Genomic DNA, 26,251 nt, shown 5'->3' with positions numbered 1-26,251 from the left:
GGAGGGGCGCCCCTTACTCACAGCTACCGGACTCAGGCGAGCCGGACCACGGCGCGGGACATACCCAGCACCTTCTGGCCGTCGCTCACGGCCGTCAGGTCCACCCGCACCCGGTTGTCACCCAGCAGGGCGGCCACCTTGCCGCTGACCTCGACCAGCGCACCCTTGTCGTCGTTCGGTACGACGACCGGCCTGGTGAAGCGCACCCCGTACTCGACGACCGCTCCCGGGTCCCCGGCCCAGTCCGTGACCACGCGGATCGCCTCGGCCATGGTGAACATGCCGTGTGCGATCACGTCGGGCAGCCCGACCTCGCGTGCGAACTTCTCGTTCCAGTGGATCGGGTTGAAGTCACCGGAGGCACCGGCGTACTGCACCAGCGTCGCGCGGGTGACCGGGAAGGACCGCGCCGGCAGCTCCGTACCGACCTCGACCGACTCGTAAGAGACCTTCGCCGTCATCACGCCTCCTCGGCGGCGCGGGCCACCAGCTTCGTCCAGGCGGTCACCACGTGCTCGCCGGCCTCGTCGTGGACCTCACCGCGGATGTCCACGATGTCGTTGCCCGCGAGGGACTTGATGCCCTCGATCGTCGAGGTGACCGTCAGCCGGTCCCCCGCCCGCACGGGGCGCAGGTACGCGAACGTCTGGTCCCGGTGCACCACGCGGCTGTAGTCCAGACCCAGCTGCGGGTCCTTGACGACATCCCCCGCGGCCTTGAACGTGATGGAAAAGACGAAAGTCGGCGGGGCGATCACATCGGCGTGACCGAGCGCGGCCGCCGCCTCCCGATCGGTGTACGCGGGATTGGCGTCGCCCACCGCCTCGGCGAACTCACGGATCTTCTCCCGGCCGACCTCGTACGGCGGGGTGGGCGGATAGGTCCGTCCCACGAAGGACTGGTCGAGCGCCACGGGCTCGCTCCCTCCTGATGTCAAAGACGAATGGGCCGGAAAAAAAGCCCTCGCAAACGACACGAGGCCGCCCCCAATGGGGACGGCCTCGTGTGCGAGCCTGTTTAGCGGGTTTCGCGGTGCGCGGTGTGCGAGTTGCAGCGCGGGCAGTGCTTCTTCATCTCAAGACGGTCCGGGTTGTTACGCCGGTTCTTCTTGGTGATGTAGTTCCGCTCCTTGCACTCCACGCAGGCCAGCGTGATCTTCGGGCGGACGTCGGTGGCAGCCACGTGAGTGCTCCTTGGACGGACGGATGGACGGATGAACGCAAAAAAGAGTAGCCGATCGAAGGACCGACCCCACAATCGGCTACCGTAAGTAGCGGTGACCGGACTTGAACCGGTGACACAGCGATTATGAGCCGCTTGCTCTACCGACTGAGCTACACCGCTTTGATGACGAGTCCCCCCGCCGAAGCGGGGTTTCCCGATCACCAGAGCCCCAATGCGGAATCGAACCGCAGACCTTCTCCTTACCATGGAGACGCTCTACCGACTGAGCTATTGGGGCGAGCGATGAAGACATTACACGGTCTGTCGCCGATCGCCCAAATCCGTTTCCATGACCCTCTTCCCGGCGCCGGTCGGACCCGCGTCCGACCCCTTGATCAGGCCCCTGACCAGGCCCTTGAACGCGCTCTTGATCGGGCAGTTGCACAAAGCGCCGACCACGGGGACGGGGAGTGTCCCGACCGACTCACGGGCCACTCCGCCCCTTGCCGCTCACATCCATCCCGCACGCCCCAGCAGGCCACGCCGGTACGACTATTTCGCTCCTCATCGAAGCCGACCGGGCACCGTCCTAGGCTCGACTCACTCTGTGTGATCTTGACCCGTCTTCCAGGAGCACGATGCCCGACAGCCAGCCGCGGCGGCCCGACGACAGTGCGGCCGACGGCGCCGGAGCGGCCGGCCCCGCGAGCAGCCCCGACGCCGCCGTTCCCGACGCAGCACTCGTGCTGTGCGGCGCCAGGCTCACCGACGGCCGCAGCGTGGACGTACGGCTCGCCGGCGGCCGTATCGAAGCCGTCGGCACCGCGGGCAGCCTGACCGTCCGGGGCGCGCGTGTGGACCTGCGTGGCCATCTCCTGCTCCCGGCCCCCGCCGAACCCCACGCGCACGGCGACACGGCGCTCACCGCCGACAGCGCCGGGCCGGACAGCCCGGGCCCGGCGTCGCAACTCGCCGAGGACATCCAGCGCCGCGCCACCGAAGCGGCCCTGCTCCAGCTCGGCCACGGCGCGACCGCGCTGCGCTCCCACGTACGCATCGGGGACGTCCAGGGGCTCGCCCCGCTCGAAGCCGTCCTCCAGGCCCGGCGCGCGCTGCGCGGGCTCGCCGATCTCACCCCCGTCGCCGTACCCCGCCTGCTCACCGGCATCGCGGGCGCCGACAACCTCGCCATGCTGCGCGATGCCGTGAAGATGGGCGCGGGCGTCGTCGGCGGCTGCCCCGACCTCGACCCCGACCCGGCCGGCTACGCCGAAGCCGTCCTGGAGATCGCCGCCGAGCACGGCTGCCCCGTGGATCTGCACACGGACAGTGACGATCCGGCGCGGCTTGCCCGGCTCGCCGCCATGGCCGGCGGGCTGCGTCCCGGCGTCTCCATCGGCCCCTGCGGGGGCCTGTCCCACCTGCCCCTGGAAGCGGCCATCCGCGCCGCCGACCAGCTGGCGGCCGCCGGAGTGACCGTCATGTGCCTCCCGCAGGGCGGCTGTTCCGGTGCCGAACGCCGCGGCTCCGCGCCCGTACGGCTGCTGCGGGCCGCCGGCGTCCGGGTCGCGGCGGGCAGCGGGGCGCTGCGGGACGTCGCCAATCCCGTGGGCCGCGGCGACCCCCTCGAAGCCGCCTACCTTCTGGCCTCCCAGCACGGCATGCGCCCCGAGCACGCCTACGAGGCGGTCTCCGCGACGGCCAGGGCGGCCATGGGACTGCCCGAGGTGCGAGTCGAGGCGGGCTTCCCCGCCGAGCTGCTCGCGGTGCGCGGGGAACAGATCTCCGGCGTGCTCTCGCTCGCGTACAGCAGGATCGTGGTCCACCGGGGCCGGGTGGTCGCGCGGACCAGCGCCGTGCGCGAGTACTGCGACTCGGAGGCGGCGGTCGCGCTCGACCTGCCCCGCCAGGGCCGCGCCGAGAAGGGCCCTCCTTCGGGTGGTGCCTGCGCCCCGGACGCCGGGCCCGGCAGGGGTCCCGACTGCGGGTCGTGAGCACGGCCGCCCGGCGCGGCGTACGGTCGGAGGCATGCGCATTGTCATCGCAGGTGGACATGGTCAGATCGCGCTGCGGCTGGAGCGGCTGCTCGCTGCGCGCGGAGACGAGGCGGTAGGAGTCATCCGCAATCCCAAACAGGCCGACGACCTCCTCGAAGCGGGTGCCGAACCGGTCGTCCTCGATCTGGAATCGGCTTCCGTCGACGAGGCCGCGGAGGTGCTGCGCGGCGCCGACGCCGTGGTCTTCGCGGCCGGCGCGGGCCCGGACAGCGGCACCGCCCGCAAGGAGACCGTCGACCGGGGAGCGGCGGTGCTCTTCGCCGACGCCGCGGAACGGGCGGGTGTGCGGCGCTACGTGGTCGTTTCGTCCATGGGCGCCGATGCCGGCCACCCCGGCGACGAGGTGTTCGACATCTATCTGCGCGCCAAGGGCGCGGCCGACGACTACGTGCGTTCCCGGCCCTCACTGGACTGGACGATCCTGCGCCCCGGCATGCTCACGAACGACGCCGGCACCGGACAGATCCTGCTGGCGGCCTCGACCGGCCGCGGCCCCGTCCCGCGCGACGACGTGGCGGCCTCGATCCTGGAAATCCTGGACACCCCGGCCAGCGCGGGCCTCACGCTGGAGCTCATCTCGGGGAGCGTGCCGGTGATGGTCGCGGTGAAGGACATCGCGGGCAACTGACGGGCCCCGCGGGGAACATGAAGAAATCCCCTGCCTCGCATGACTGCGAGTCAGGGGATTTCAGTACCTCCCAGCAGGAACGGGACCGTGCCGTGTGATCCGACCTGCACCCCGGTTCCGTCACGTGATGGAGCCGAGGGGAATCCCTTGGACGGCGAAGAACCCAGGCACGATGCGGTCGGCCCTGTTCCGTGGCGCTCACCGGTGACCGCCACCCGGGGGTCACAGCGCTGCCGCGCCGGGCCACGCAGCGGTGCCGATGACTGAGACGCAAGACCGGAATAGAGTTGTAAAAGGTAGCAAATTCGACATCTGGGAGGCGTCGTGAAGGCTCTCCGCTTTGTAGTCGAACCGGACGAGGGCAAGTCGATCTGGCTCGGGGGCATCGGGGTCGATTTCAAGATTCGGGCTGAGGAGACCGGTGACCAGTTCTCGATCGTCGAGCACCCGATCGAGCCGGGCCGTCTCGTACCGCCGCATCTGCACAACCGTGAAGACGAGTTCTCATACGTCCTGCAGGGCCGAGTCGGAGCACGGGTGGGCGACGAGGAGGCCACGGCAGGTCCGGGCTCGTACATCCTCAAGCCGAGAGGGATCCTGCACACCTTCTGGAACGCCGGACCCGAGCCGGCGAGGATCCTGGAAATCCTCTCCCCCGCAGGCTTTGAGCGATTCTTCGATGAGATGGGCACGATCGCCGAGACGGCGGCCGATCCTGCGGAGTTCATCCAACGGCGCGCCGAACTGGGCAAACAGTTCGGTCTCGAGTTCTCGGATGAGTGGATCGCTGAACTGACCGACAGGTATCAACTCAAGCTCATCGGTGAGTAACTGCTCCGACCCGGCAATGCGGAAGGGCCCGTGAGCAGCATTTCTGCTGTTCACGGACCCTCTCGTTCGTGTGGCGGCGCCAGGGTTCGAACCTGGGTAGGCTGAGCCGGCAGATTTACAGTCTGCTCCCTTTGGCCACTCGGGCACACCGCCTCGAACAGCGCCTCGGCAGTCCGTGGGGACCCCCTTGGCGACGACGTAAACGATACCTGATGACTGGGGGTGCTCCGCTACCCAGTTGATCAGCACGTTGGACGGGCCGGGATGGCTAGGCTTTGGGCGTACCCCAAACGCATTCGACGCAAGGAGCCACACGTCATGGCCGACTCCAGTTTCGACATCGTCTCGAAGGTCGAGCGGCAGGAGGTCGACAACGCCCTCAACCAGGCCGCCAAGGAGATCTCCCAGCGCTACGACTTCAAGGGCACCGGGGCCACGATCTCGTGGTCCGGCGAGAAGATCCTCATGGAGGCGAACGGCGAGGAGCGGGTCAAGGCCATCCTCGACATCTTCCAGTCCAAGCTGGTCAAGCGCGGCATCTCGCTGAAGGCGCTGGACGCGGGCGAGCCGCAGCTCTCCGGCAAGGAGTACAAGATCTTCGCCACGATCGAGGAAGGCATCTCCCAGGAGAACGCCAAGAAGGTGGCGAAGATCATTCGCGACGAGGGCCCCAAGGGCGTCAAGGCGCTCGTCCAGGGCGACGAGTTGCGGGTCAGCTCGAAGAGCCGGGACGACCTGCAGGCCGTCCAGTCGCTGCTGAAGGAGAAGGACCTCGACTTCGCGGTGCAGTTCGCGAACTACCGGTAGTGCGGTGACTGCCGTGCGGCAGTCACGGGCGGGGCGGGCGGGCCGGTCGGCGCGGTCGCCCCGTATGCGTTTCGGGTCGCCGCAGGGATTGGTGGGGCGCTCCGGGCCTCGGATGTGATGTCCGAATACCGCCGGTCGCGAGGCGGCGCCGGCCGCAGACTCGGCAGGGCAGGAAGCGGTACGGGCGAGGGAGTGTGACGGTCATGACGATGTACGCGAGGGTCGACAGCCCGCTGGGCGAGCTGCTGCTCGTCGGCGAGCGGCCGGCCGGGGCAGTCGGTGACGCCTCCGGTGTCGCGCTGGTGTCGCTGTCCCTGCCGGGCCAGAAGGGCGGTTCGGCGGTCCGGGACGGCTGGCTCCACGCCCCGGAGGCGTTCGCCGGGGTGGTCGCGCAGCTGGCGGCGTATTTCGACGGGCGGCTGACGCGCTTCGACATCGCGTACGCCGACGGTGTGGGCACGGAGTTCCAGCGGCGTGTCTGGAAAGCGCTGGACTCGATTCCGTACGGGCAGACGGTGTCGTACGGCCACGTCGCCGAGCAGGTCGGGTCCCCGGGGCCCGGAGTACGAGCCGTGGGGACGGCGATCGGGCGCAACCCGCTGCTGATCGTGCGGCCCTGTCACCGGGTCATCGGTGCGGACGGTGCTCTGCGGGGCTATGCGGGCGGTCTGGAGCGCAAGAAGCGGTTGCTGGGGCTGGAGGGTGCCCCGGTGGCCGGACGGTGAGCACGGTGCGCAGGACGGCTCTCCTGCGCGGGTGAAGGGTGGTGTCCCGGTGTCAGGTCTCTTTCCACGGCCCAGGACCGTCGTCGCTCCGGGCGCCGTGCACGTGCCCGAGTGGCTCTCGGTGGAGCGGCAGCGGGAGCTGGTCGAGGCGTGCCGGGAGTGGGCCCGGGGGCCCGTACCGCTGCGGCACACGGTGCTGCCGGGTGGCGGGGTGATGTCGGTCAGGTCGTTGTGCCTGGGGTGGCACTGGCAGCCGTACCGCTATGCGCGTACCGCCGGGGACGTGAACGGTGCGCGGGTCGCCCCGTTCCCCGGCTGGCTCGGCGAGTTGGGGCGGGCGGCGGTGGCCGAGGCGTACGGGGACGAGGGTGCGGCCGAGGCGTACGCACCGGACACCGCGCTGATCAACTTCTATGACGGTGCCGCGCGGATGGGCATGCATCAGGACAAGGAGGAGCGTTCAGGGGCTCCTGTGGTGTCGCTGAGCATCGGCGACACATGCGTGTTCCGCTTCGGGAACACCGAGGGCCGTGGCAGGCCGTACACGGACGTGGAGTTGGCCTCGGGTGATCTGTTCGTGTTCGGCGGCCCGTCGCGTTACGCGTTTCACGGGGTGCCCACGGTGTATGCCGGGACGGCCGAGCCGGCGAGCGGGATGCGCGGCGGCCGGCTCAATCTGACCCTGCGCGAGACCGGGCTGACCGGGCGGTAGGTGCACGGCGGGGCGGGGGTTCAGCGTCGTTCGCGGGAGTTGCCGAAGAGCAGCCGGTAGGCGATGAGCAGCACGAGCGAACCGCCGACGGCCGCGACCCATGTGGCCGTGTCGTAGAAGTCGTTGCTGATGGGGCGGTCCAGATAGCGGGACGACAGCCAGCCGCCGATGAAGGCGCCGACGATCCCGATGAGTGTGGTGCCGACGACACCGCCCGGGTCGCGGCCGGGCAGCAGTATCTTCGCTATCGCCCCGGCCAGCAGTCCGAGAATGATCCAACTGATGACGCTCATGCCTGGAACCTACCCCTCACCTGATCTTGGAATCCAGGACGCCCGTTCGGTGGGGGCAGGTTCCCGGGGCGTGGTGTGTTCTTCTCCGCTCCCGGAGCTACCGGGTGGCGAACGGCTGGTCCGACCGGACGATTTCCTTGCCGAACGGCATCAGGGAGACGGGGATGAGCTTGAAGTTCGCGATGCCCAGCGGGATGCCGATGATCGTGATGCAGAGGGCGATGCCGGTGACGATGTGTCCGAGGGCGAGCCACCATCCGGCGAGGATCAGCCAGAGCACGTTCCCGATGCACGAGGGACCTCCCGCGTCCCGGCGGTCCACGACCGTGTAGCCGAACGGCCAGAGGGCGTAGATGCCGATGCGGAACGCCGCCACCCCGAACGGGATGCCGATGATCGTGATGCAGAGCAGGAGCCCCGCGGCCAGGTAGCCGAGGAACATCCAGAATCCGCAGAGAACCAGCCATATGACGTTCAGAATTGTCTTCACGGTCGATGACCTGCCATCTGCTCTAGTCGGGCGATGCGCTCCGCCATCGGCGGGTGCGTCGAGAACATTTTGGACATGCCCCGGCCGGGACGGAATGGATTCGCGATCATCATGTGGCTCGCGGTCTCGATCTTCGGCTCGGGTGGCAGTGGAAGCTGCTTCGTACCGGCGTCGAGCTTGCGCAGGGCACTGGCCAGGGCCAGCGGGTCGCCGGTGAGCTGGGCTCCCGAGGCGTCCGCCTCGTACTCCCGGGAGCGGCTGACGGCGAGTTGGATCACCGAGGCCGCCAGCGGGCCGAGGATCATGATCAACAGCATGCCGAAGAGGCCGGGGCCCTCGTCGTCGTTGGACCGCCCGACCGGAATCAGCCAGGCGAAGTTCACCAGGAACATGATGACGGAGGCGAGCGCTCCGGCGACGGACGAGATCAGGATGTCGCGGTTGTAGACATGGCTGAGCTCATGTCCCAGTACCCCTCGCAGCTCGCGTTCGTCGAGGATCTGGAGGATGCCCTCGGTGCAGCACACGGCGGCGTTGCGCGGGTTGCGGCCCGTCGCGAACGCGTTGGGTGCCTGGGTCGGGGAGATGTAGAGCCTCGGCATGGGCTGCCGGGCGTCCGTCGAGAGCTCACGGACGATGCGGTATAGCTGTGGCGCCTCGAACTCGCTGACGGGCCTGGCCCGCATGGCGCGGAGCGCGAGCTTGTCACTGTTCCAGTACGCGTAGGCGTTGGTGCCGATCGCGACGGCGAGGGCCACGACCAGACCCGTACGCCCGAAGAAGCTGCCGATGACGATGATGAGTGCTGACAGGCCCCCGAGGAGTACGGCGGTTCTCAGCCCGTTGTGCCGGCGGTGCACGGTACGCCCTCCAGATGGTGCGGCAGGGGACCCTTTGCTTGGTGCTGCTCCACTCCCCAGTGGAGCCTCCCGTACTGGTCAACGCCAGGCGAGGAGAGCTAGTTCCCTTGTGCGCGCGGGCACGGGCGTAGGCCGTCCGGGTGGCGGGCCGTTACCTGTGCTGCATTCGGAGGACGTCGTCGCGACTGTCTCAGCGCTGGGCGGGAAGACCCGCGAGCGCCAGGGCCTCGTGGTCGGGCTCGACCTCGCTGGTGCAGTGGCCGCAGCGGGAGGCGACGGCCGGGATCTCCGAGAAGCAGCGGGGGCAGTCGCGCAGGGCCGCCTTGATGTCGGCCTTCGTCTCTTCCTCCTTGGCCGTGAATCGGTTCTGCACCTTGGCCATGGGGACGACGACGCAGAAGTACAGGACGGCGGCCGTGATGAGGAAGGCGATGGCGGCGGCGAGGAACTTTCCGTACGGGAAGATCGCGCCGTCGACGGAGAACGCGGCCTTGCTGAAGTCGCCCACGGAACCGGTGGCGAGGCCGATCAGCGGGGTGATGAACGCCGTGCTGAAGCCGGTGACTACGGCCGTGAACGCCGCTCCGACGGCCAGGCCGATGGCCATCGAGATGACGTTCCCGCGCAGGATGAAGTCCTTGAACCCGTTCAGCACCGCTGTTGCTCCTCTTTGCCCAATACGTGACGTATGCAGCCAAGACCATGCCGTGCGCCTGCTGCTCCGGGCAAACCGATCTTGGGCGGGCCGGGAGGGGAACGGTCAGAAGAGGTTGACGGCGGCGAACCTGAGAACGAGTTGCGGGGCCCCCGAGAGGACGATGCCGACGACGGTCGTGAGGACGATCGCCGTGGTGAGGGGAGCCGGGACACGCGGCCGGGTCGTGGCGCGGGCCTCGGCGGCACCGTCGGCGGACTCGGTGGCCGCCGGGGCGCGGAAGAGGATCGCGGTCCACTGGAGGTAGTAGTAAAGGGCGATCACCACATTGACGGCCATCACGACCGCGAGCCAGCCGAGGCCCGCGTCCACCGCCGCCGAGAACACGGTGACCTTCGCGAAGAGACCGATGATGCCGGGCGGCAGACCGGCCAGGCAGAGCAGGAAGAAGCCCATGGCGAGCGCGGCGAGGGGGCGGGTGGCGTACAGGCCGCGGTAGTCGGAGATCCGGTTGCCCGGGTGCGTACGGGCCACGAGGGCGGCCACCGCGAAGGCGCCGAGGTTCACGACGGCGTACATCAGGGCGTACGCGACGGTCGAGCCGATCTGTTCGTCGCTGGAGTACGCGGCGGCGGCGATCGGGACCAGGAGGTAGCCGGCCTGGGCGACGGACGACCAGGCGAGCAGGCGTACGGCGCTGCGGGCGCGCGCGGCCGTCTGACGGAGGGCGGCGACGTTGCCGATGGTCATGGTGAGCGCGGCGAGGACGGCGACGGCCGGTCCCCAGACGTCGGCGTACGACGGGAACGCGATCACCGTGACGAGGACGAGGCCGGAGAAGCCGACCGCCTTGCCGACGACGGAGAGGTACGCCGCGATGGGCAGCGGCGCGCCGACATAGGTGTCGGGGACCCAGAAGTGGAACGGGGCGGCGGCCGTCTTGAACGCGAATCCGACGAGGGTGAGGACGACACCGGTCTTGGCGAGGGTGTCGAACTGGCCCGGCACGTCGTCGAGGCGGGCCGCGATCTCGGTGAGGTGCATGGTGCCGGTCGTCGCGTACACGAAGCTGACGCCGAGGAGCATGACGGCGGTGGCGACGACGGAGGAGAGGAAGAACTTCAGCGCCGCTTCGGAGGAACGCCGGTCGCCGCGTTTGATGCCGACGAGGGCGAACGCGGGGAGCGAGGCTACTTCGAGGGCGACGACGAGCGTGGCGAGGTCGCGGGAGGCGGGCAGGAGTGCGGCGCCGGCCGCGGAGGAGAGCAGGAGGAACCAGTACTCGCCCGCGGGGAGTTTGCGGGTGTCGTCGAGGGAGAGCAGCGCGGTGAGCAGCGCCCCGCCGAGTACGAGGGCCTGGATGACCAGGGCGAAGTGATCGGCGGTGTAGCTGCACGCGGAGTCGGTGCCGGCGACGCAGAACGTGGAACGGTCGCCGGCGCGCAGCGGTACGAGGAAGGCGAGAGCGGCGACGAGTCCGGCGATGGACGCGTATCCGAGGAGCGGCTTGTGCCGTTCGCCGATGAAGAGGTCGGCGACGAGTACCCCGAGGGCCACCGCGGCGACGATGACGGGGGGCGCGATCGCGAGCCAGTCGACGGACTGGACGAGGCTCGTGGTGCTCTCGGCCGCGGTGGTGACGACGGCTGCGGTCACGACTTGCCTCCTGCGAGGAGCTTCTGCACGGCCGGGTCGGTGAGGCCGAGGAGGACGGCGGGCCAGAGTCCGGCGAGGACGGTGAGGGCGACGAGCGGGGTCCAGGCGGCGAACTCGTACGTCTGGATGTCCGCGACATGCGGCTGCCGCTCGTGCGCGGCGGGCTCGCCCATGCACACGCGGCGTACGACGAGCAGCATGTACGCGGCGGTGAGCAGGGTGCCGAAGGCGCCGATCGACATGAAGGTGAGGAAGGCGGGGCGGCTGAGTCCTTCGGCGGGGTCGAACGCGCCGAACAGGGTGAGCATCTCGCCCCAGAATCCGGCGAGGCCGGGGAGGCCGAGCGAGGCGACCGCGGCGAAGGCGAGCAGGGCGCCGAGGCGGGGGGCCCTGCCGTACAGCGCGGCTCCGGTCGCACCGGCGAGGGTGTCGAGGTCGGCGGTGCCGTACCGGTCCTTGACCGCACCGACCAGGAAGAACAGCAGGCCGGTGATGAGACCGTGGGCGATGTTGGCGAACAGCGCGCCGTTGACGCCGGTGGGGGTCATGGTCGCGATGCCGAGCAGCACGAAGCCCATGTGGCCGACGGAGGAGTAGGCGATCAGGCGCTTGAGGTCGCCCTTGGCGCCGGTGCGGACGAGGGCGAGGCAGGCGAGCGATCCGTAGATGATGCCGACCACCGCGAACGCGGCGAGGTAGGGCGCGAAGGTGTGCATCCCGTCGGGGGTGATGGGGAGCAGGATGCGGACGAACCCGTAGGTGCCCATCTTCAGCAGGACACCGGCGAGCAGGACCGAGCCGACGGTCGGTGCGGCGGTGTGGGCGTCGGGGAGCCAGCTGTGCAGCGGCCACATCGGGGTCTTCACGGCGAGGCCGATACCGATGGCCAGTACGGCGATGACCTGCACGGACGAGGTGAGCCCGCGGCCGTTGTCAGAGGCGAGTGCCACCATGTCGAAGGTGCCGCTCTTCAGACCGATGAGGAGCAGGCCAAGCAGCATGATCACTGAGCCGAGCAGGGTGTAGAGGATGAACTTCCAGGCGGCGGCCTGCTTCCTCTCGCCGCCCCAGCGGGCGATGAGGAAGTACATCGGGATGAGCACCATCTCGAACGCCAGGAAGAACAGCAGCAGGTCGAGGACGGCGAAGGTCGCGAGGGTGCCGGACTCGAGGACGAGGACCAGTGCGACGAATGCCTTCGGGGAGGGGCCCGTCGGCATCTTGAAGTAGCTGTACAGCGCGCAGAGGAAGGTCAGCAGCGCGGTCAGGACGAGAAGGGGGAGCGAAATGCCGTCCACGCCGAGGTGGATCCGGACGTCGAGCGCCGGAATCCAGCTGATGTCCGTGCTGGCCTGCATCCTCGACGGCTGGTCGTGGTCGAAGCCGACGGCCAGGACGATCGCCGCGAGGAGGATCACGCCGGTGACGGTCACTCCGTGGCGGAGCACGGCCTGGCCGGGGTTCTTCCCCTTCAGCCCGGGGGGCGCGGGGAGCAGGGCCGCGGCGGCGCCGAGGAGCGGGGCGACGACGATGAACGCGAGAAGGAACTGCATCACTGATTCGCTGATATCGATCACGGCTCACGACCCGGCGTTGACGTTGGCAAAAACGACGGCGGCGATCGCCAGGACAAGGGAACCGGCCAGCAGCGCGCTGAGGTAGGTCTGCACGTTGCCGGTCTGGGCGCGGCGGACGGCGGTGCCGAGCCAGCGTGCGCCGGTGCCGGAGCCGCGTACGTAGGTGTCGACCACCTCGCGGTCCAGGAAGCGGACCAGGCGGGCGGCGGCCTCGACGGGCCGGACGAACAGCGTCGTGTACAGCGCGTCGAGGTGGAAGCCGGCGGCTGCGTGGTGGTGGAGCGGTCCGAGCAGCAGTCGGCCGGGGTCCGCGGGGTCGGGGGCGTCACCGGTGGCTCCGAAGGCGGCCCTGTGCGCGGTCAGTGCCTCGATCTCGACGAGCGCCGGTTCGGCGTCGGGGTGGGCGACGACCATGCCGACCGGGGTGCGGGCGGCGAGGGCCGTGGTGTGACGCCAGGCGCCGTAGGTGACCAGACCGCCGACGAGACCGACACCCGTGGAGAGGACGGCGGTGGTGACGGACGGGGTGAGGCTGTGACCGTCGAACCAGTCGGTGATCACGCCGACGGTGAGTCCGAAGCCGATGGTGGGGACGGCGAGGAGCCAGAGGACGGAGGTCATCGCGACGGGCTGCTTGCCGTGGTCGGGGGTCTCGGCGCCGCGCCCCTTGAAGGCGAGGAGCCAGAGGCGGGTGGCGTACGCGGCGGTGAGGACCGCGGCGAGCAGTCCGCCGACGAGGATCGTCCAGCCCGCCGCGGCCGGGGCGACCGCACGGTCTCCGAGTGCGGCGTGCTCGGCGGCGACGAGGACGGCTTCCTTGGAGAAGAAGCCGGCGAACGGCGGAATGGCGGCCAGGGCGAGGAGGGCGACGGTCATCGTCCAGTAGGCGTCCGGGATGCGCTTCGTCAGGCCGCCCATGCGGGACATGGCGGCCAGTGAATTGGTCCCGGCGGCGTGGATGACGACGCCCGCGGCGAGAAAGAGGACGGCCTTGAACGCCCCGTGCGAGATGAGGTGGAAGACGGCGGCACCGCGGTCGGCGACGGCCAGGGCGCCCGCCATGTAGCCGAGCTGGCCGATGGTCGAGTAGGCGAGGACGCGCTTGATGTCGTCCTGCGCGAGGGCGGCGAGTCCGGAGCCCGCCATCGTGATGGCGGCCATCACTGCGAGGACGACCAGGGCCGCGCCGGATGCGGCGAAGACGGGGAGGAGCCGGGCCACGAAGTAGATGCCGGCGGCGACCATCGTCGCCGCGTGGATGAGCGCGGAAACGGGGGTGGGGCCGGCCATCGCGTCGGGCAGCCAGGTGTGCAGGGGGAACTGCGCGGACTTGCCCGCGACGCCCGCGAGGAGCAGCAGCGCGATGGCGGTGGGGTGGTCAAGGCCACCGTTCGCGACGGCGCCGAGGATGCCGGTGATGCGGAAGGTGCCGGTGTCGGCGGCGAGCGCGAACAGACCGATGAGGAAGGGGACGTCGCCGAGCTTGGTGACCAGGAACGCCTTGAGGGAGGCGGCGCGGGCTTCCGGGGTCTCCCAGTAGTGGCCGACGAGGAAGTACGAGCAGATGCCCATGATCTCCCAGCCGACCAGGAGCACCATCAGGTCGCCCGAGTAGACGACGAGCAGCATCGCGGAGGTGAAGAGGGAGACCAGGGCCGCGTACGAGGGGTAGCGGGGATCGTCGCGCAGGTACGCGGTCGAGTAGATCTGCACACAGGTGGCGACGAGTCCGACGAGCACGGCCACGAGGACCGCGAAGCCGTCGAGGTGCAGGGCGAGATCGATGGGTACGGAGCCGGTGGGCGTCAGCTGGGTGGCGGCGTCGATGGCCCGGCCACCGCCCTGGCGCACGGCGACGACGACGGCGAGCACGGCGGCGGCGAACGTGGGCAGCACGGCGAGCGGGCGTACGAACCCGGGTGCCGTGCGGCCGGACAGCAGGCCCACCGCGGCACCGAGGAACGGCAGGAGGGGGACGAGGACGGCGAGGGTCGTGGTGGTCACGCGGTGGCCTCAGCCTTCTTTGCCTTCCCTGCCGGAGCAGTGGCCTGGTCTTGGGCGCCGTGGATGTCCTCGTCGCCGTGGAGCGTCTCGGCCGCCTCGGTCTCGGCGGTGTCGCGGAGGCGGTCGACGTCGGAGGTGCCGCGGTTGCGGTAGACGGCGAGGACGATCGCCATGCCGATGCCGATCTCGGCCGCCGCGATGGCGATGGTGAAGAGCGTGAGGGCCTGGCCGGAGTGGAGCGCGTCGCGCAGCCACACGTCGAAGGCGACCAGGTTGAGGTTGACGGCGTTGAGCATCAGCTCGACGGACATCAGGACCAGGATCGCGTTGCGGCGGGCGAGGACTCCGTACAGCCCGGTGCAGAAGAGGAGGGCGGCGAGCACGGCGGGATAGGCGAGGTGCATCAGCTCTTGTCCTCTCGGTGACTCGTGCCCTCTCGGTGGCTCGTGCCCTCTCGGTGGGCCGTGCCCTCTCGGTCCTTGCGGGACAGGACGATCGCGCCGATGAGGGCGGCGAGCAGCAGGACGGAGAGCGCTTCGAAGGGCAGCACCCAGTGCCGGAAGAGGAACTCTCCGGTGGCGTCGGTGGAGCCCTGGGCCGGTCCGTCGAGGTCGATCCAGGTGGTGCGGAAGGCGTCGACGACCACCCAGACGAGGGCGGCGGCAGCGGCTGCGGCCACGGCCAGCGCCACCCACCGGTTGCCCGAGTCGGCCTCCGGGGAACGGCCGATGGGGGCCTTGGTGAGCATCAGCCCGAAGAGGAGGAGAACGACGACGGAACCGACGTAGATCAGTACCTGCACCCAGGCGATGAACTCGGCCGTGAGCAGGAGGTACTCGACGGCGATGCCGCCGAGCGCCACGACGAGCCAGAGTGCGGCGTGCACGAGCTGCTTGGTCGTGACGGTGATGACGGCTGCGCCGAACGTGGCGAGGCCGACCAGGAGGAAGGCGATCTCCACACCTGTCGGGGAGAGGAACCCCGGGTGGGCCGCGGCGGCTGCGAGCGTCACTCCTGGCCCTCCTGTCCGGATTCCTTGGGCTGCGCGGTGTCCTGGGCCTGCTCGGGCTGCTGGGCCTGCTGGGCTTCCCTGGCCTGCTGGGCCTGCTCGGCTTCCTGGGCCTTGAGCTTGTCCGCCGTCTTGCGGGCGGCGGCGAGCTCCTTCGGCTCCTCGGCTCCCGGGTCGAGCGCCGGCGGCTCCGGCACGGTCCACATCCACTCGCGGAGCTTGTCGCGCTCATGGGTGAGTTCGAGGATGTCCGTCTCCGCGTACTCGAACTCCGGCGACCAGAACAGGGCGTCGAAAGGACAGACCTCGATGCAGATACCGCAGTACATGCAGAGGGCGAAGTCGATCGCGAAGCGGTCGAGGACGTTGCGGCTGCGCTCGCGGCCGCCCGGTGCGGCGGCGGGCACCGTCTCCTTGTGGGAGTCGATGTAGATGCACCAGTCCGGGCACTCGCGGGCGCAGAGCATGCAGACCGTGCAGTTCTCCTCGAACAGTCCGATGACGCCCCGGCTGCGGGGCGGCAGTTCGGGCTGGACATCGGGGTACTGCGCGGTGACCGTGCGCTTCGTCATGGTCCGCAGGGTGACGGCGAGACCTTTGGCCAGGCCGGAGCCGGGGATCGGGGCCATTAGTTGATCGCCACCTTCACGATGCCGGTGAGCGCGATCTGCGCGAGGGCGAGCGGGATGAGCGTGGTCCAGGCGAGCTTCTGCAACTGGTCCTCGCGGAGTCGGGGGTAGCTGACGCGCAGCCAGATGACGACGAAGGCGAGGACCGCGGTCTTGAGGAGCGTCCAGACCCAGCCGAGTCCGTCGGCGCCGAGCGGGCCGTGCCAGCCGCCGAGGAAGAGGACGGTGGTCAGTCCGCACAGCACGACGATGCCCGCGTACTCGGCGAGCAGGAACAGCGCGAAGCGCAGGCCGGTGTACTCGGTGTAGGCGCCGAAGATGATCTCCGAGTCGGCGACCGGCATGTCGAACGGGGGGCGTTGGAGTTCGGCGAGACCGGCCACGAAGAAGACCAGGGCACCGACGATCTGCCAGGGCAGCCACCACCACTCGAAGGCGTTGAGGATGCCGGGGAGGGAGACCGTGCCCGCCGCCATGGCCACGGAGGCGGCGGCGAGCAGCATCGGCAGCTCGTAAGCGAGCAGTTGCGCGGCGGTGCGCAGCCCGCCGAGGAGGGAGAACTTGTTGGCCGAGGCCCAGCCGGCCATGAGCGAGCCGAGCACGCCGACGCCCATCACGGCGAGCACGAAGAAGATGCCCGCGTCGACGACCTGGCCGACCGCGCCCTCGCTGGGGCCGATGGGGATGGCGACGAGCACGAGGAGGTACGGGAGGAGGGCGACGGCGGGTGCGAGCTGGAAGACGCGCCGGTCGGCATCCGCCGGAACGATGTCTTCCTTCTGTACGAACTTCACGCCGTCCGCGGCGAGCTGGGCCCAGCCGTGGAAGCCACCCGCGTACATGGGGCCGAGGCGGCCCTGCATGTGGGCCATCACCTTGTGTTCGGTCTGGCCCACGACGAGCGGGGCGACCATGAAGACCGCGAAGACGATGAGGAGCCGGAGGGCGACGTCGAGTACGTCGTTCACGCGGTATCGCCTCCGGCGGGGTGGTCGGGGTCGGTCTCGGGGGTGGCCTTGGGCGGCGCGGGGGCGTCCGTGGGCTCGGCGGGAACCGCGGGCTCGGCGGGAACCGCGGGCTCGGCGGGAACCGCGGGCTTGCCGCCGGTCCGGTCGCCGGTCTCGTCGTCCGGGGTGTCGAAAGCCGGGCGCGCGTCGTGCCACGGGGCGTCCGGGCCGCGTGGCGCCGGTTCCGGGGCCGTGGGCGGTGGCGGCTGCTGGCTCGCCGAGCCCTGGGACACGCTGCGGGAGCGGCGCGCGGGAGCGGCCGGGGCCGTGGTGGCCGTCGGCTCCGCCGGGGTCGCCGCGTCGCCCTCCGCCGTGGGCCGGGTCCGGCGGGCCGGGCGGTCGCCTGCGGGGCGGGCGGCTCTGGCCGGGCGGGCCGGGGCGGGAGGGAGCTGGCCCTTGAGGGGGCCCCACTCGTTCGGGTCGGGGACTCCGGGCGGGAGCATCGTGCGCCGCTTGGGGCCGCCGTGTTCGGACTCGCCCGGCTCCTTCGCGCCGGGCCATGCCTTGGCGACGCGGGCGGCAAGGACGAAGTCCTTGCGCAGCGGGTGGCCCTCGAAGTTCTCGGGCAGCAGCAGCGGGACCAGATGCGGGTGGCCCTCGAAGGCGATGCCGAACATCTCGTGCGTCTCGCGCTCGTGCCAGTCGGCACCCGCGTAGACGCCGAGGGCGGTGGGAAGGGAGGGGGCGTCGTGCGGGACGGTCGTGCGGACCAGCAGGCGCCGGACCCTTCCGGTCCCGGGTGCCGCGACATGGACGCAGACCCGGAAGCCCGTGTCCGCTTCGTCGACGGCGCTGAGCCAGTCGAAGTAGCTGAGGCCCAGTTCGTCGCGGGCCGTTTCGAGGGCTGCGGTCCAGGAGGCCGCCGGTACGTCGACGGTGAGCAGGTCGTAGGCGTACTCGGCCGTGGCGTCCGCACCGAAGATCTCGGTGACGGCGTCGGGGAGACGGTCGTACGTGTCGGAGGGGTTCGCGGTCACTTGCCCTCCTCCCCCGCTGCCGGAGCCGCCGGGGCCGCCGGGGCCTGCGGGGCCTGCGGGGCGGCGATCAGACCGCTGCGGAGTGCGGCGGCGGAGGGGCGGCCCGCGTCGGGCGCGCCGTACCGCTCGGCGAGCGACTCGCGGGCGATCTTCTCCTGGAGCTTGATGATGCCCTGGAGCAGGGCCTCCGGCCGGGGCGGGCAGCCCGGTACGTACACGTCGACCGGGATGATCTGGTCGACGCCCTTCGTCACGGAGTACGAGTCCCAGTAGGGGCCGCCGCAGTTGGAGCAGGCCCCGAAGGAGATGACGTACTTCGGCTCGGGCATCTGCTCGTAGAGCCGCTTCACGGCCGGGGCCATCTTGTCCGTCACGGTGCCGGACACGACCATGAGGTCGGCCTGCCGGGGGCCGGGAGCGAACGGGATCACGCCGAGCCGCATGAAGTCGTGCCGTGCCATGGACGCGGCGATGAACTCGATGGCGCAGCAGGCGAGCCCGAAGTTGAAGACCCAGAGGCTGTAGCGGCGGCCCCAGTTCAGGACCACCTTCATGGGTTCGGGCGCGAGCCGGGACAGCACGCCGAGCTTCTTGGGCTCCAGCAGCGTCGGATCCGGCAGCGCGACGGGTCCTGGCTGCGGTTCGCTCGTCACGCCCATTCGAGGACGCCCTTCTTCCATGCGTAGAGCAGTCCTACGGCCAGGAAGCCGAGGAAGATGAACATTTCCACCAGCGTCGTCGCCCCGTATCCGGGTGCGGCGAATACCGTCGCCCACGGGAAAAGGAAGATCGAATCCACGGCGAAGATCACGTACAGGAAGGCGTAGACGTAATAACGGACTTGAGTGTGCGCCCAGCCCTCTCCCACGGGGTCGACACCGCACTCGTAGGTGAGGAGTTTCTCCGGCGTCGGGACCACGGGCCTGAGCAGCCGGCCGGCGCCGAAGGCGACGGCGACGAACAGCACGCCGATGACGGCGAGCAGTCCGACCACTGAATAGCTCTCGAAGTACTCCGCCGCGAGAACGGTCGATTCCGGCACGCTCCGCACGTCCGCCACGTCCGCCCCTCGCTCCCTCGAACCTGTTCGACGATCTGTACGCACGGGAGTCTAGGCCCTGCTAAAGGGACGGTAAGCAGCCGCGTCGGACAACGGTGGGGTTATCCCTACTTCACCCCACCCACGTACCCCATGGCGTGCGCAGGTCCCGCCCGGCAGGCTGGGCGTATGACCATGAGCCCTTCTGTGCCGGACAACGACCGGCCGCCGCCCGCCCGTTTCGCCCTGGGTCCGTGGGCCTGGAAGGAGATCGCTTATCTGCTGGCCAATCTCCCGATGGCGATTGCCGGCTTTGTTTACACAGTGTTCATGATCGGTGTCGGCGTGGGGCTTTCGGTCACCGTCATCGGTCTGCCGCTCCTGGTGGCGGGGCTCCAGGGCGCCCGCTGGATCGGCCGCCTGGAGCGGGGCAGGGCGCGGGCGATGCTCGGGGTGCGGATCGACGAGCCGAGCGCGATCACGCGCGGCAGTCGCGAGACGGGGTTCTTCCCCTGGCTGTGGGCGGGGCTGAAGGACCCGGTGGGGTGGCGTTCCCTGCTGTACGCGTTCATCCGGCTGCCCTGGGGCGTACTGACGTTCACGGTGGCGCTGGTCAGCCTGTTCGTCCTGTGGCCCGTACTTCCCTTCATCGCCCGCGGTCTGACCAACGCCGACCGGGCCATGGTGCGGGGGCTGCTCTCCCCCTCCGACGAACTGGAGCGCAGGATCGCGGAGCTGGAGTCGGACCGGGGTGTCGTCGTGGACACGGCCGCCGCCGACCTGCGCCGCATCGAACGCGACCTGCACGACGGCGCCCAGGCACGCCTCGTCGCCCTCGCCATGGGGCTCGGCCTCGCCAAGGAGAAACTGACCGACGACCCCGAGGCCGCGGCCCGCATGGTCGACGAAGCCCACGGCGAAGTGAAGGTCGCCCTCCAGGAACTGCGCGACCTCGCCCGCGGCATCCACCCCGCCGTCCTCACCGACCGCGGCCTGGACGCCGCACTCTCAGCCATCGCCTCCCGCTGCACCGTCCCCGTGAAGGTCGACGTGGAGCTGACGGGGCGGCCGGCGGAGGCGATCGAGGGGATCGCGTACTTCACGGTGTCGGAGCTGCTGCAGAACGTCAGCAAGCACAGCCGCGCCCGGTCGGCGTCCGTCGGTGTGTGGCGGTCCGGGGACCGGCTGCTGATCCAGGTGCAGGACGACGGGTCCGGTGGCGCGCGGATGGACGGCGGTACGGGCATGGCCGGGCTCGCGGAACGGCTCGGGGCCGTGGACGGGGTGTTCGTCCTCGACAGCCCGGTGGGCGGTCCGACGACGGTCACGGCGGAGCTGCCGTGGCGGGACCGCGTGGGCACGGCGCCGGAGCCGACACCCACAGCCGGGCCGTAGTCGGCCCATGGCCCTATCCGTGTCCGTGTCCGCGCTCGCGTCGGATCGGCGCGGAAGCCCCGGGGTGGGGAAAACCCCCGCCCGGATACGGCGACCGCCCTCATGGTGCGCTTCCCTCCGGCACAGCACTCTTGACAGAGCGAACAACCCGGTGAGACGACCGCTGAGAAGAAACGGACGGCATCCATGGCCACGGCATACGGACCGGACACCCGGGACCACCAGAGGTACGGGTCCGGTTCCGGGGACCACCCCCCGGCGAGGCACGTCTTCCCGGCGGCACTGCGCGCGCCGTTCGAGGCGCGGACCTGGCGCGAGTTCGGTTATCTGATGCTGAGTCTGCCGATCAGCGCGGTGCTGTTCAGCCTCGCCATCGCCATGACCTCACTGGGCATCGGCATGCTGATCACCTTCCTCGGCATCCCGATACTCGCCGCCTGTCTCGCCATGTGCCGTGGCTTCGGCGCGATGGAGCGCACCCGGGCGCGCGCCCTGCTCAAGCTGGACGTGGCGGACCCCGCGCGGGTGCGCGGCAGGACGGGCGGCCTGATGTCCTGGGTCGGCGCGGTCCTGAAGAGCGGGGTGTCCTGGCGGCACCTGCTCTACGCGCTGCTGCACCTCCCCTGGGCGGTGTTCGCCTTCTCCGTCTCGCTGACCTTCTGGGCGTACGGATGGAGCGCGCTCACCTACCCGCTGTGGCGCTGGGTCTTCCCGGTGTACGCGGGGGTCGACGGCATCCAGCTGTACGGGGACAGGGGCCACAACGTCTACCTCGACTCCCCCTTCGAGCTGGCGGTGACCAGCGCCGTGGGGCTGTTCCTCGTCCTGATCACGCCGTGGATCATCCGGGGTCTCGCCTCCGTCGACCGGGTGATGGTCGTCGGTCTGCTGAGCCCGTCCCGGCTGGCGGTCCGGGTCTCCGAGCTGGAGTCGGACCGGGGTGTCGTCGTGGACACGGCCGCCGCCGACCTGCGCCGCATCGAACGCGACCTGCACGACGGCGCCCAGGCACGCCTCGTCGCCCTCGCCATGGGGCTCGGCCTCGCCAAGGAGAAACTGACCGACGACCCCGAGGCCGCGGCCCGCATGGTCGACGAAGCCCACGGCGAAGTGAAGGTCGCCCTCCAGGAACTGCGCGACCTCGCCCGCGGCATCCACCCCGCCGTCCTCACCGACCGCGGCCTGGACGCCGCACTCTCAGCCATCGCCTCCCGCTGCACCGTCCCCGTGAAGGTCGATGTGGACCTGGACGCCCGGCCCGCCCAGGCGATCGAGGGCATCGCGTACTTCACGGTGTCGGAACTGCTGCAGAACGTCAGCAAGCACGCGCACGCGACCCGCGCGTCGGTGGACGTCTGGCGCGCGTCGAACCGGCTGATGCTCCAGGTCACCGACGACGGCCGGGGCGGCGCCGATGTGGCGGCCGGCAGCGGGCTGGCCGGTCTGACCGAGCGGCTGGACGCGGTGGACGGCATTCTGGTCGTCGACTCCCCCGCCGGCGGCCCGACGAGGGTCACGGCGGAGCTGCCCTGGCGGGGCTGAACCGGCCATTTTCCCGCGCACCCGTCCTTCCTCAACCGTGTACACGTCCGAAAGTGTCCCGGCCCGGCCCATGGAGGCGCCGATGCTGGGATGCTGGAACCCGCAAGGGGCGGCGCCGGCGTCTGTGACGCCGGCCAGCACGTACACATCAACAGTGGGGGACACAGCGTCGTGGAGGACAGGGTGCGGGTGGTCATCGCCGAGGATTCGGTGCTGCTCAGGGAAGGACTCACCCGGCTTCTGACCGATCTCGGGCACGACGTCGTCGCGGGGGTGGGAGACGCCGAGGCACTGCTCAAGACCGTGGCGGATCTCGCCGCGCAGGACACGCTGCCCGACGTCGTCGTCGCCGATGTGCGCATGCCGCCGACCCACACGGACGAAGGGGTACGGGCAGCCGTACGGCTGCGCAAGGACTACCCGGAGATCGGGGTACTCGTCCTGTCCCAGTACGTGGAGGAGCAGTACGCCACCGAGCTCCTCGCCGGCAGCACCCGGGGCGTGGGCTACCTGCTCAAGGACCGGGTCGCCGAGGTCCGGGAGTTCGTGGACGCCGTGGTCCGGGTGGCCCAGGGCGGCACGGCGCTGGACCCCGAGGTCGTGGCCCAGCTGCTGGGGCGGAGCCGTAAGCAGGACGTGCTGGCGGGACTCACGCCGCGCGAGCGGGAGGTCCTCGGCCTGATGGCGGAGGGCCGGACGAATTCCGCGGTCGCCAAGCAGCTGGTGGTCAGCGACGGGGCCGTGGAGAAGCACGTCAGCAACATCTTCCTGAAGCTGGGCCTGTCGCCCAGTGACGGGGATCACCGGCGCGTTCTCGCCGTCCTGACCTACTTGAGATCGTAAAACGCTGATACTCCGTCAGGCGGCGACGGAGGCCGGGGAGACCTAGACCCAAAGAATGAGCGCACGGCGTCTTCGACGAACGGCTGGGGGGCCTGTTAACTATGACGAACCAGGACAAACGCGCGTCTCAAAATGACGTCCACCATATGATCGGTCCAGGGAAGGCGACCCTTACCGAAGTAGGGTGGGCTGCGGGACCGCCGGTGGGCCGGCCGATCCCGAGCCGCCGCCCCGAGGGAGGTCCAGTTCAGTGACCCAGGTCAGTAGCCCAGCCGAAAAGGCCGACGAGGCCAGCGAGGCTGTCGTCGGGGAACAACGAATCCCCGTGCCCGGCAGTGCGGGCGGCACCGGTGAGAAAGAGGTCCGCCGCCTCGACCGCGTGATCATCCGGTTCGCGGGCGACTCCGGTGACGGCATGCAGCTCACCGGCGACCGCTTCACCTCCGAGACCGCGTCCTTCGGGAACGACCTCTCGACGCTGCCCAACTTCCCCGCCGAGATCCGGGCCCCTGCCGGCACCCTGCCGGGAGTCTCGTCCTTCCAGCTGCACTTCGCCGACCACGACATCCTCACGCCGGGTGACGCGCCGAACGTGCTCGTCGCGATGAACCCGGCCGCGCTCAAGGCCAACATCGACGACGTGCCGCGCGGCGCCGAGATCATCGTCAACACCGATGAGTTCACCAAGCGGCCGATGGCCAAGGTCGGTTACGAGACGAGTCCGCTGGAGGACGGGTCACTGGAGGCGTACAACGTCCATCCGGTGCCGCTCACCACGCTGACCGTCGAGGCACTGAAGGAGTACGGGCTCTCCCGCAAGGAGGCCGAGCGCTCGAAGAACATGTTCGCGCTCGGACTGCTGTCGTGGATGTACCACCGGCCGACCGAGGGGACGGAGAAGTTCCTGCGGCAGAAGTTCGCCAGGAAGCCGCAGATCGCCGAGGCGAACGTGGCGGCCTTCCGGGCCGGCTGGAACTTCGGCGAGACCACCGAGGACTTCGCGGTGAGCTACGAGGTGGCGCCCGCATCGCAGGCGTTCCCCACGGGCACGTACCGCAACATCTCCGGCAACCTCGCCCTCTCCTACGGGCTCGTCGCCGCAGGCCGGCAGGCCGATCTGCCGCTGTATCTGGGGTCGTACCCGATCACCCCGGCCTCGGACATCCTGCACGAGCTCAGCAAGCACAAGAACTTCGGCGTGCGGACCTTCCAGGCCGAGGACGAGATCGCGGGCATCGGTGCCGCGATCGGCGCCGCGTTCGGCGGTTCGCTCGCGGTGACGACCACGTCCGGTCCGGGTGTGGCGCTCAAGTCGGAGGCCATCGGGCTCGCGGTCTCGCTCGAACTGCCGCTGCTCATCGTCGACATCCAGCGTGGCGGCCCCTCCACGGGTCTGCCCACCAAGACCGAACAGGCCGACCTGCTCCAGGCCATGTTCGGACGCAACGGCGAGGCTCCGGTGCCGATCGTGGCGCCGATGACCCCCGCCGACTGCTTCGACGCCACGATCGACGCCGCGCGGATCGCCCTGCGCTACCGCACCCCGGTGTTCCTGCTCTCCGACGGCTACCTCGCCAACGGTTCCGAGCCGTGGCGCATCCCCGAGGTCGACCAGCTCCCGGACCTTCGGGTGCAGTTCGCCACCGGGCCCAACCACGAACTGGCCGACGGCACCGAGGTGTTCTGGCCCTACAAGCGCGACCCGGAGACCCTGGCCCGCCCGTGGGCCGTACCCGGCACGCCCGGTCTCGAACACCGCATCGGCGGCATCGAGAAGCAGGACGGCACGGGCAACATCTCCTACGACCCGGCCAACCACGACTTCATGGTCCGCACCCGCCAGGCCAAGGTCGACGGCATCGAGGTCCCCGACCTGGAGGTCGACGACCCCGCGGGCGCCAGGACCCTGGTGCTCGGCTGGGGTTCGACGTACGGCCCGATCACCGCGGCCGTACGCAGGCTGAGGGCGGCCGGAGAGCCGATCGCCCAGGCCCACCTGCGTCACCTCAACCCCTTCCCGAAGAATCTCGGCGAGGTGCTGAAGCGTTACGACAAGGTCGTCGTCCCGGAGATGAACCTCGGTCAGCTGGCGATGCTGCTCCGGGCGAAGTACCTGGTGGACGCCCACAGTTTCAACCAGGTCAACGGAATGCCGTTCAAGGCCGAGCAGCTCGCCACAGCTCTCAAGGAGGCCATCGATGCCTGACACCAACGAGCTTCTCCAGCTGGTGCCCAAGGCCGAGGCGAAGCAGTCCATGAAGGACTTCAAGTCCGACCAGGAAGTGCGCTGGTGCCCGGGCTGCGGTGACTACGCGGTCCTCGCCGCCGTCCAGGGCTTCATGCCCGAGCTGGGCCTGGCGAAGGAGAACATCACCTTCGTCTCCGGCATCGGCTGCTCCTCCCGCTTCCCGTACTACATGAACACGTACGGGATGCACTCCATCCACGGCCGCGCCCCCTCCATCGCGACCGGGCTCGCCACCTCACGCCGTGACCTGTCGGTCTGGGTCGTCACCGGCGACGGCGATGCGCTGTCCATCGGCGGCAACCACCTGATCCACGCGCTGCGGCGCAACGTCAACCTGAAGATCCTGCTGTTCAACAACCGGATCTACGGACTGACGAAGGGCCAGTACAGCCCCACGTCCGAGGTCGGCAAGATCACCAAGTCGACGCCGATGGGGTCGCTGGACGCGCCCTTCAACCCGGTGTCGCTGGCGATCGGCGCGGAGGCGACCTTCGTCGCGCGCACCGTCGACTCCGACCGCAAGCACCTCACGAGCGTGCTGCGCGCGGCTGCCGACCACCCCGGCACGGCGCTGGTGGAGATCTACCAGAACTGCAACATCTTCAACGACGGCGCCTTCGAGGTCCTGAAGGACAAGGAGCAGGCGCAGGAGGCGGTGATCCGGCTGGAGCACGGCGAGCCGATCCGCTTCGGTGCCGACGGCTCGAAGGGCGTCGTGCGGGACGCGGTCACCGGTGATCTCGAAGTGGTCGCGGTCACCGAGGAGAACCAGTCGCGGATCCTGGTCCACGACGCGCACGCCGCGTCACCGGCCACGGCCTTCGCCCTCTCCCGGCTCGCCGACCCGGACACCCTGCACCACACCCCCATCGGGGTGCTGCGCAGCGTCGTCAGACCGGTCTACGACACCCTGATGTCCGAGCAGCTGGACACCGCCATCGAGCGGGACGGCAAGGGCGACCTGAGCTCGCTGCTCGCGGGCAACGACACCTGGACGGTGGTCGGCTGACCGGCCCGCCACCTCCCGTACCACCGAGGCCCGGAGCCGACCCCCCCGAACGGTCGGCTCCGGGCCTCGTCGTATGCCGCAGGTCTACCGCGAT

28 protein-coding genes and 3 tRNA genes are annotated in these 26,251 nt (G+C 69.9%); 11 read left to right on the top strand and 20 right to left on the bottom strand.

Translation table 11 applies throughout. The annotated features are described in order from the left end of the window. Window positions 1–32 precede the first annotated feature (32 nt). From ACFWSK_RS04210 to ACFWSK_RS04190, 5 genes are all read right to left on the bottom strand, one after another. Window positions 33–461 carry a MaoC family dehydratase gene (locus ACFWSK_RS04210; protein ID WP_383781695.1) on the bottom strand — a complete coding sequence of 143 codons (429 nt, stop codon included), beginning with the start codon at window positions 459–461 and terminating at the stop codon, window positions 33–35. Then, entirely contained in the window at window positions 461–913 is a 453-nt protein-coding gene (locus ACFWSK_RS04205) for a MaoC family dehydratase N-terminal domain-containing protein (protein WP_383781692.1), read from the bottom strand. Before ACFWSK_RS04205 ends, ACFWSK_RS04210 begins: the two co-directional genes overlap by 1 nt. Before the next feature lie 104 nt (window positions 914–1,017). Further along, a complete protein-coding gene (gene rpmG, locus ACFWSK_RS04200) occupies window positions 1,018–1,182 on the bottom strand; it encodes a 50S ribosomal protein L33 (protein ID WP_003956487.1) in 165 nt (54 codons plus the stop codon). Window positions 1,183–1,271: 89 nt separating this feature from the next. Continuing rightward, window positions 1,272–1,344: transfer RNA gene (locus tag ACFWSK_RS04195), tRNA-Met, on the bottom strand. A gap of 45 nt (window positions 1,345–1,389) precedes the next feature. Beyond that, window positions 1,390–1,462: transfer RNA gene (locus ACFWSK_RS04190), tRNA-Thr, on the bottom strand. Window positions 1,463–1,802: 340 nt separating this feature from the next. On the opposite strand from ACFWSK_RS04190, the gene ACFWSK_RS04185 reads away from it, so the two are divergent. The 3 genes from ACFWSK_RS04185 to ACFWSK_RS04175 all read left to right on the top strand — a co-directional run bounded on the left by ACFWSK_RS04185 (window position 1,803) and on the right by ACFWSK_RS04175 (window position 4,680). Continuing rightward, a complete protein-coding gene (locus ACFWSK_RS04185; RefSeq protein WP_383781689.1) occupies window positions 1,803–3,158 on the top strand; it encodes an amidohydrolase family protein in 1,356 nt (451 codons plus the stop codon). Between the two features lie 34 nt (window positions 3,159–3,192). Beyond that, the gene (locus ACFWSK_RS04180) at window positions 3,193–3,849 is read left to right on the top strand and encodes an SDR family oxidoreductase (RefSeq protein ID WP_383781687.1); all 657 of its coding nucleotides are present in this window, start codon (window positions 3,193–3,195) and stop codon (window positions 3,847–3,849) included. Between the two features lie 324 nt (window positions 3,850–4,173). Then, window positions 4,174–4,680: a cupin domain-containing protein gene (locus ACFWSK_RS04175; protein ID WP_383781684.1), complete on the top strand. Its 507-nt coding sequence runs from the start codon at window positions 4,174–4,176 to the stop codon at window positions 4,678–4,680. Window positions 4,681–4,751: 71 nt separating this feature from the next. Here the strand turns inward: ACFWSK_RS04175 and ACFWSK_RS04170 are convergent. After that, a tRNA-Tyr gene (locus tag ACFWSK_RS04170) sits at window positions 4,752–4,833 on the bottom strand. 165 nt (window positions 4,834–4,998) lie between these two features. Between ACFWSK_RS04170 and ACFWSK_RS04165 the strand changes: the two genes are divergently transcribed. From ACFWSK_RS04165 to ACFWSK_RS04155, 3 genes are all read left to right on the top strand, one after another. Continuing rightward, the gene (locus ACFWSK_RS04165) at window positions 4,999–5,487 is read left to right on the top strand and encodes a YajQ family cyclic di-GMP-binding protein (RefSeq protein WP_185299115.1); all 489 of its coding nucleotides are present in this window, start codon (window positions 4,999–5,001) and stop codon (window positions 5,485–5,487) included. A gap of 203 nt (window positions 5,488–5,690) precedes the next feature. Further along, window positions 5,691–6,212 (top strand): methylated-DNA--[protein]-cysteine S-methyltransferase, encoded by a 522-nt coding sequence (locus tag ACFWSK_RS04160; protein WP_383781681.1) that lies wholly within the window; start codon window positions 5,691–5,693, stop codon window positions 6,210–6,212. Between the two features lie 49 nt (window positions 6,213–6,261). After that, window positions 6,262–6,924, top strand: a complete 663-nt coding sequence (locus ACFWSK_RS04155; RefSeq protein WP_383781678.1) for an alpha-ketoglutarate-dependent dioxygenase AlkB family protein — start codon at window positions 6,262–6,264, stop codon at window positions 6,922–6,924. Between the two features lie 20 nt (window positions 6,925–6,944). Here the strand turns inward: ACFWSK_RS04155 and ACFWSK_RS04150 are convergent, their stop codons facing one another. The 14 genes from ACFWSK_RS04150 to ACFWSK_RS04085 all read right to left on the bottom strand — a co-directional run bounded on the left by ACFWSK_RS04150 (window position 6,945) and on the right by ACFWSK_RS04085 (window position 19,132). After that, a complete protein-coding gene (locus ACFWSK_RS04150; RefSeq protein WP_383781675.1) occupies window positions 6,945–7,217 on the bottom strand; it encodes a GlsB/YeaQ/YmgE family stress response membrane protein in 273 nt (90 codons plus the stop codon). Window positions 7,218–7,314: 97 nt separating this feature from the next. Continuing rightward, the gene (locus ACFWSK_RS04145; protein WP_383781672.1) at window positions 7,315–7,707 is read right to left on the bottom strand and encodes a YccF domain-containing protein; all 393 of its coding nucleotides are present in this window, start codon (window positions 7,705–7,707) and stop codon (window positions 7,315–7,317) included. Further along, the gene (gene htpX / locus ACFWSK_RS04140) at window positions 7,704–8,567 is read right to left on the bottom strand and encodes a zinc metalloprotease HtpX (protein ID WP_383781669.1); all 864 of its coding nucleotides are present in this window, start codon (window positions 8,565–8,567) and stop codon (window positions 7,704–7,706) included. Before htpX ends, ACFWSK_RS04145 begins: the two co-directional genes overlap by 4 nt. 190 nt (window positions 8,568–8,757) lie before the next feature. Continuing rightward, window positions 8,758–9,222: a large conductance mechanosensitive channel protein MscL gene (gene mscL / locus ACFWSK_RS04135; protein WP_383781666.1), complete on the bottom strand. Its 465-nt coding sequence runs from the start codon at window positions 9,220–9,222 to the stop codon at window positions 8,758–8,760. Window positions 9,223–9,327: 105 nt separating this feature from the next. After that, window positions 9,328–10,878, bottom strand: coding sequence for an NADH-quinone oxidoreductase subunit N (locus ACFWSK_RS04130; protein WP_383781664.1), 1,551 nt, complete (start codon window positions 10,876–10,878; stop codon window positions 9,328–9,330). Next, window positions 10,875–12,431 carry a NuoM family protein gene (locus ACFWSK_RS04125; protein WP_383781660.1) on the bottom strand — a complete coding sequence of 519 codons (1,557 nt, stop codon included), beginning with the start codon at window positions 12,429–12,431 and terminating at the stop codon, window positions 10,875–10,877. Before ACFWSK_RS04125 ends, ACFWSK_RS04130 begins: the two co-directional genes overlap by 4 nt. Window positions 12,432–12,458: 27 nt before the next feature. Then, a complete protein-coding gene (locus ACFWSK_RS04120) occupies window positions 12,459–14,459 on the bottom strand; it encodes an NADH-quinone oxidoreductase subunit L (RefSeq protein ID WP_383781658.1) in 2,001 nt (666 codons plus the stop codon). Then, on the bottom strand, window positions 14,456–14,863 hold the full coding sequence (gene nuoK / locus ACFWSK_RS04115; RefSeq protein WP_383781655.1) for an NADH-quinone oxidoreductase subunit NuoK: 408 nt from the start codon (window positions 14,861–14,863) through the stop codon (window positions 14,456–14,458). The genes ACFWSK_RS04120 and nuoK overlap by 4 nt, the downstream gene beginning before the upstream one ends. Beyond that, window positions 14,863–15,471 carry an NADH-quinone oxidoreductase subunit J gene (locus ACFWSK_RS04110; protein WP_383781653.1) on the bottom strand — a complete coding sequence of 203 codons (609 nt, stop codon included), beginning with the start codon at window positions 15,469–15,471 and terminating at the stop codon, window positions 14,863–14,865. The genes nuoK and ACFWSK_RS04110 overlap by 1 nt, the downstream gene beginning before the upstream one ends. After that, window positions 15,468–16,097 (bottom strand): NuoI/complex I 23 kDa subunit family protein, encoded by a 630-nt coding sequence (locus ACFWSK_RS04105; RefSeq protein WP_383781650.1) that lies wholly within the window; start codon window positions 16,095–16,097, stop codon window positions 15,468–15,470. Before ACFWSK_RS04105 ends, ACFWSK_RS04110 begins: the two co-directional genes overlap by 4 nt. Next, window positions 16,097–17,065, bottom strand: a complete 969-nt coding sequence (locus ACFWSK_RS04100; RefSeq protein ID WP_383781648.1) for an NADH-quinone oxidoreductase subunit H — start codon at window positions 17,063–17,065, stop codon at window positions 16,097–16,099. The genes ACFWSK_RS04105 and ACFWSK_RS04100 overlap by 1 nt, the downstream gene beginning before the upstream one ends. Beyond that, window positions 17,062–18,081 (bottom strand): NADH-quinone oxidoreductase subunit C, encoded by a 1,020-nt coding sequence (locus ACFWSK_RS04095; protein ID WP_383781646.1) that lies wholly within the window; start codon window positions 18,079–18,081, stop codon window positions 17,062–17,064. Before ACFWSK_RS04095 ends, ACFWSK_RS04100 begins: the two co-directional genes overlap by 4 nt. Continuing rightward, window positions 18,078–18,740 carry an NADH-quinone oxidoreductase subunit B gene (locus ACFWSK_RS04090; protein WP_383781643.1) on the bottom strand — a complete coding sequence of 221 codons (663 nt, stop codon included), beginning with the start codon at window positions 18,738–18,740 and terminating at the stop codon, window positions 18,078–18,080. The genes ACFWSK_RS04095 and ACFWSK_RS04090 overlap by 4 nt, the downstream gene beginning before the upstream one ends. Beyond that, entirely contained in the window at window positions 18,731–19,132 is a 402-nt protein-coding gene (locus ACFWSK_RS04085) for an NADH-quinone oxidoreductase subunit A (protein ID WP_383781925.1), read from the bottom strand. Before ACFWSK_RS04085 ends, ACFWSK_RS04090 begins: the two co-directional genes overlap by 10 nt. Window positions 19,133–19,309: 177 nt before the next feature. Here ACFWSK_RS04085 and ACFWSK_RS04080 point away from each other — a divergent pair, with 177 nt between their 5' ends. From ACFWSK_RS04080 to ACFWSK_RS04060, 5 genes are all read left to right on the top strand, one after another. Further along, window positions 19,310–20,515: a sensor histidine kinase gene (locus ACFWSK_RS04080; protein WP_383781641.1), complete on the top strand. Its 1,206-nt coding sequence runs from the start codon at window positions 19,310–19,312 to the stop codon at window positions 20,513–20,515. A gap of 186 nt (window positions 20,516–20,701) precedes the next feature. Beyond that, window positions 20,702–22,057 carry a sensor histidine kinase gene (locus tag ACFWSK_RS04075; RefSeq protein WP_383781639.1) on the top strand — a complete coding sequence of 452 codons (1,356 nt, stop codon included), beginning with the start codon at window positions 20,702–20,704 and terminating at the stop codon, window positions 22,055–22,057. Window positions 22,058–22,240: 183 nt separating this feature from the next. After that, window positions 22,241–22,900 (top strand): response regulator, encoded by a 660-nt coding sequence (locus ACFWSK_RS04070; protein ID WP_383781922.1) that lies wholly within the window; start codon window positions 22,241–22,243, stop codon window positions 22,898–22,900. A 250-nt stretch (window positions 22,901–23,150) separates the two neighbouring features. Beyond that, complete coding sequence (locus tag ACFWSK_RS04065) at window positions 23,151–25,106, top strand: 2-oxoacid:acceptor oxidoreductase subunit alpha (protein WP_383781637.1); 1,956 nt, start codon at window positions 23,151–23,153, stop codon at window positions 25,104–25,106. After that, window positions 25,099–26,157 (top strand): 2-oxoacid:ferredoxin oxidoreductase subunit beta, encoded by a 1,059-nt coding sequence (locus ACFWSK_RS04060; RefSeq protein ID WP_383781635.1) that lies wholly within the window; start codon window positions 25,099–25,101, stop codon window positions 26,155–26,157. The genes ACFWSK_RS04065 and ACFWSK_RS04060 overlap by 8 nt, the downstream gene beginning before the upstream one ends. Window positions 26,158–26,251: the final 94 nt, after the last annotated feature.

Origin of the sequence: Streptomyces sp. NPDC058620, from assembly GCF_042717135.1 — a bacterium.
Taxonomy (GTDB): Bacteria; Actinomycetota; Actinomycetes; order Streptomycetales; family Streptomycetaceae; genus Streptomyces.
This window is presented reverse-complemented; position numbering and strand designations above follow the sequence as displayed.

Coding starts and splice junctions, on each gene's coding strand:
- nuoK (WP_383781655.1), bottom strand. CDS start 14,863: ATGCACCTCGCCTATCCCGCCGTGCTCGCCGCCCTCCTCTTCTGCACC.
- ACFWSK_RS04105 (WP_383781650.1), bottom strand. CDS start 16,097: ATGGCCCCGATCCCCGGCTCCGGCCTGGCCAAAGGTCTCGCCGTCACC.
- ACFWSK_RS04075 (WP_383781639.1), top strand. CDS start 20,702: ATGGCCACGGCATACGGACCGGACACCCGGGACCACCAGAGGTACGGG.
- ACFWSK_RS04185 (WP_383781689.1), top strand. CDS start 1,803: ATGCCCGACAGCCAGCCGCGGCGGCCCGACGACAGTGCGGCCGACGGC.
- ACFWSK_RS04210 (WP_383781695.1), bottom strand. CDS start 461: ATGACGGCGAAGGTCTCTTACGAGTCGGTCGAGGTCGGTACGGAGCTG.
- ACFWSK_RS04060 (WP_383781635.1), top strand. CDS start 25,099: ATGCCTGACACCAACGAGCTTCTCCAGCTGGTGCCCAAGGCCGAGGCG.
- ACFWSK_RS04125 (WP_383781660.1), bottom strand. CDS start 12,431: ATGCAGTTCCTTCTCGCGTTCATCGTCGTCGCCCCGCTCCTCGGCGCC.
- ACFWSK_RS04090 (WP_383781643.1), bottom strand. CDS start 18,740: ATGGGCGTGACGAGCGAACCGCAGCCAGGACCCGTCGCGCTGCCGGAT.
- ACFWSK_RS04150 (WP_383781675.1), bottom strand. CDS start 7,217: ATGAGCGTCATCAGTTGGATCATTCTCGGACTGCTGGCCGGGGCGATA.
- ACFWSK_RS04165 (WP_185299115.1), top strand. CDS start 4,999: ATGGCCGACTCCAGTTTCGACATCGTCTCGAAGGTCGAGCGGCAGGAG.
- ACFWSK_RS04080 (WP_383781641.1), top strand. CDS start 19,310: ATGACCATGAGCCCTTCTGTGCCGGACAACGACCGGCCGCCGCCCGCC.
- ACFWSK_RS04180 (WP_383781687.1), top strand. CDS start 3,193: ATGCGCATTGTCATCGCAGGTGGACATGGTCAGATCGCGCTGCGGCTG.
- ACFWSK_RS04160 (WP_383781681.1), top strand. CDS start 5,691: ATGACGATGTACGCGAGGGTCGACAGCCCGCTGGGCGAGCTGCTGCTC.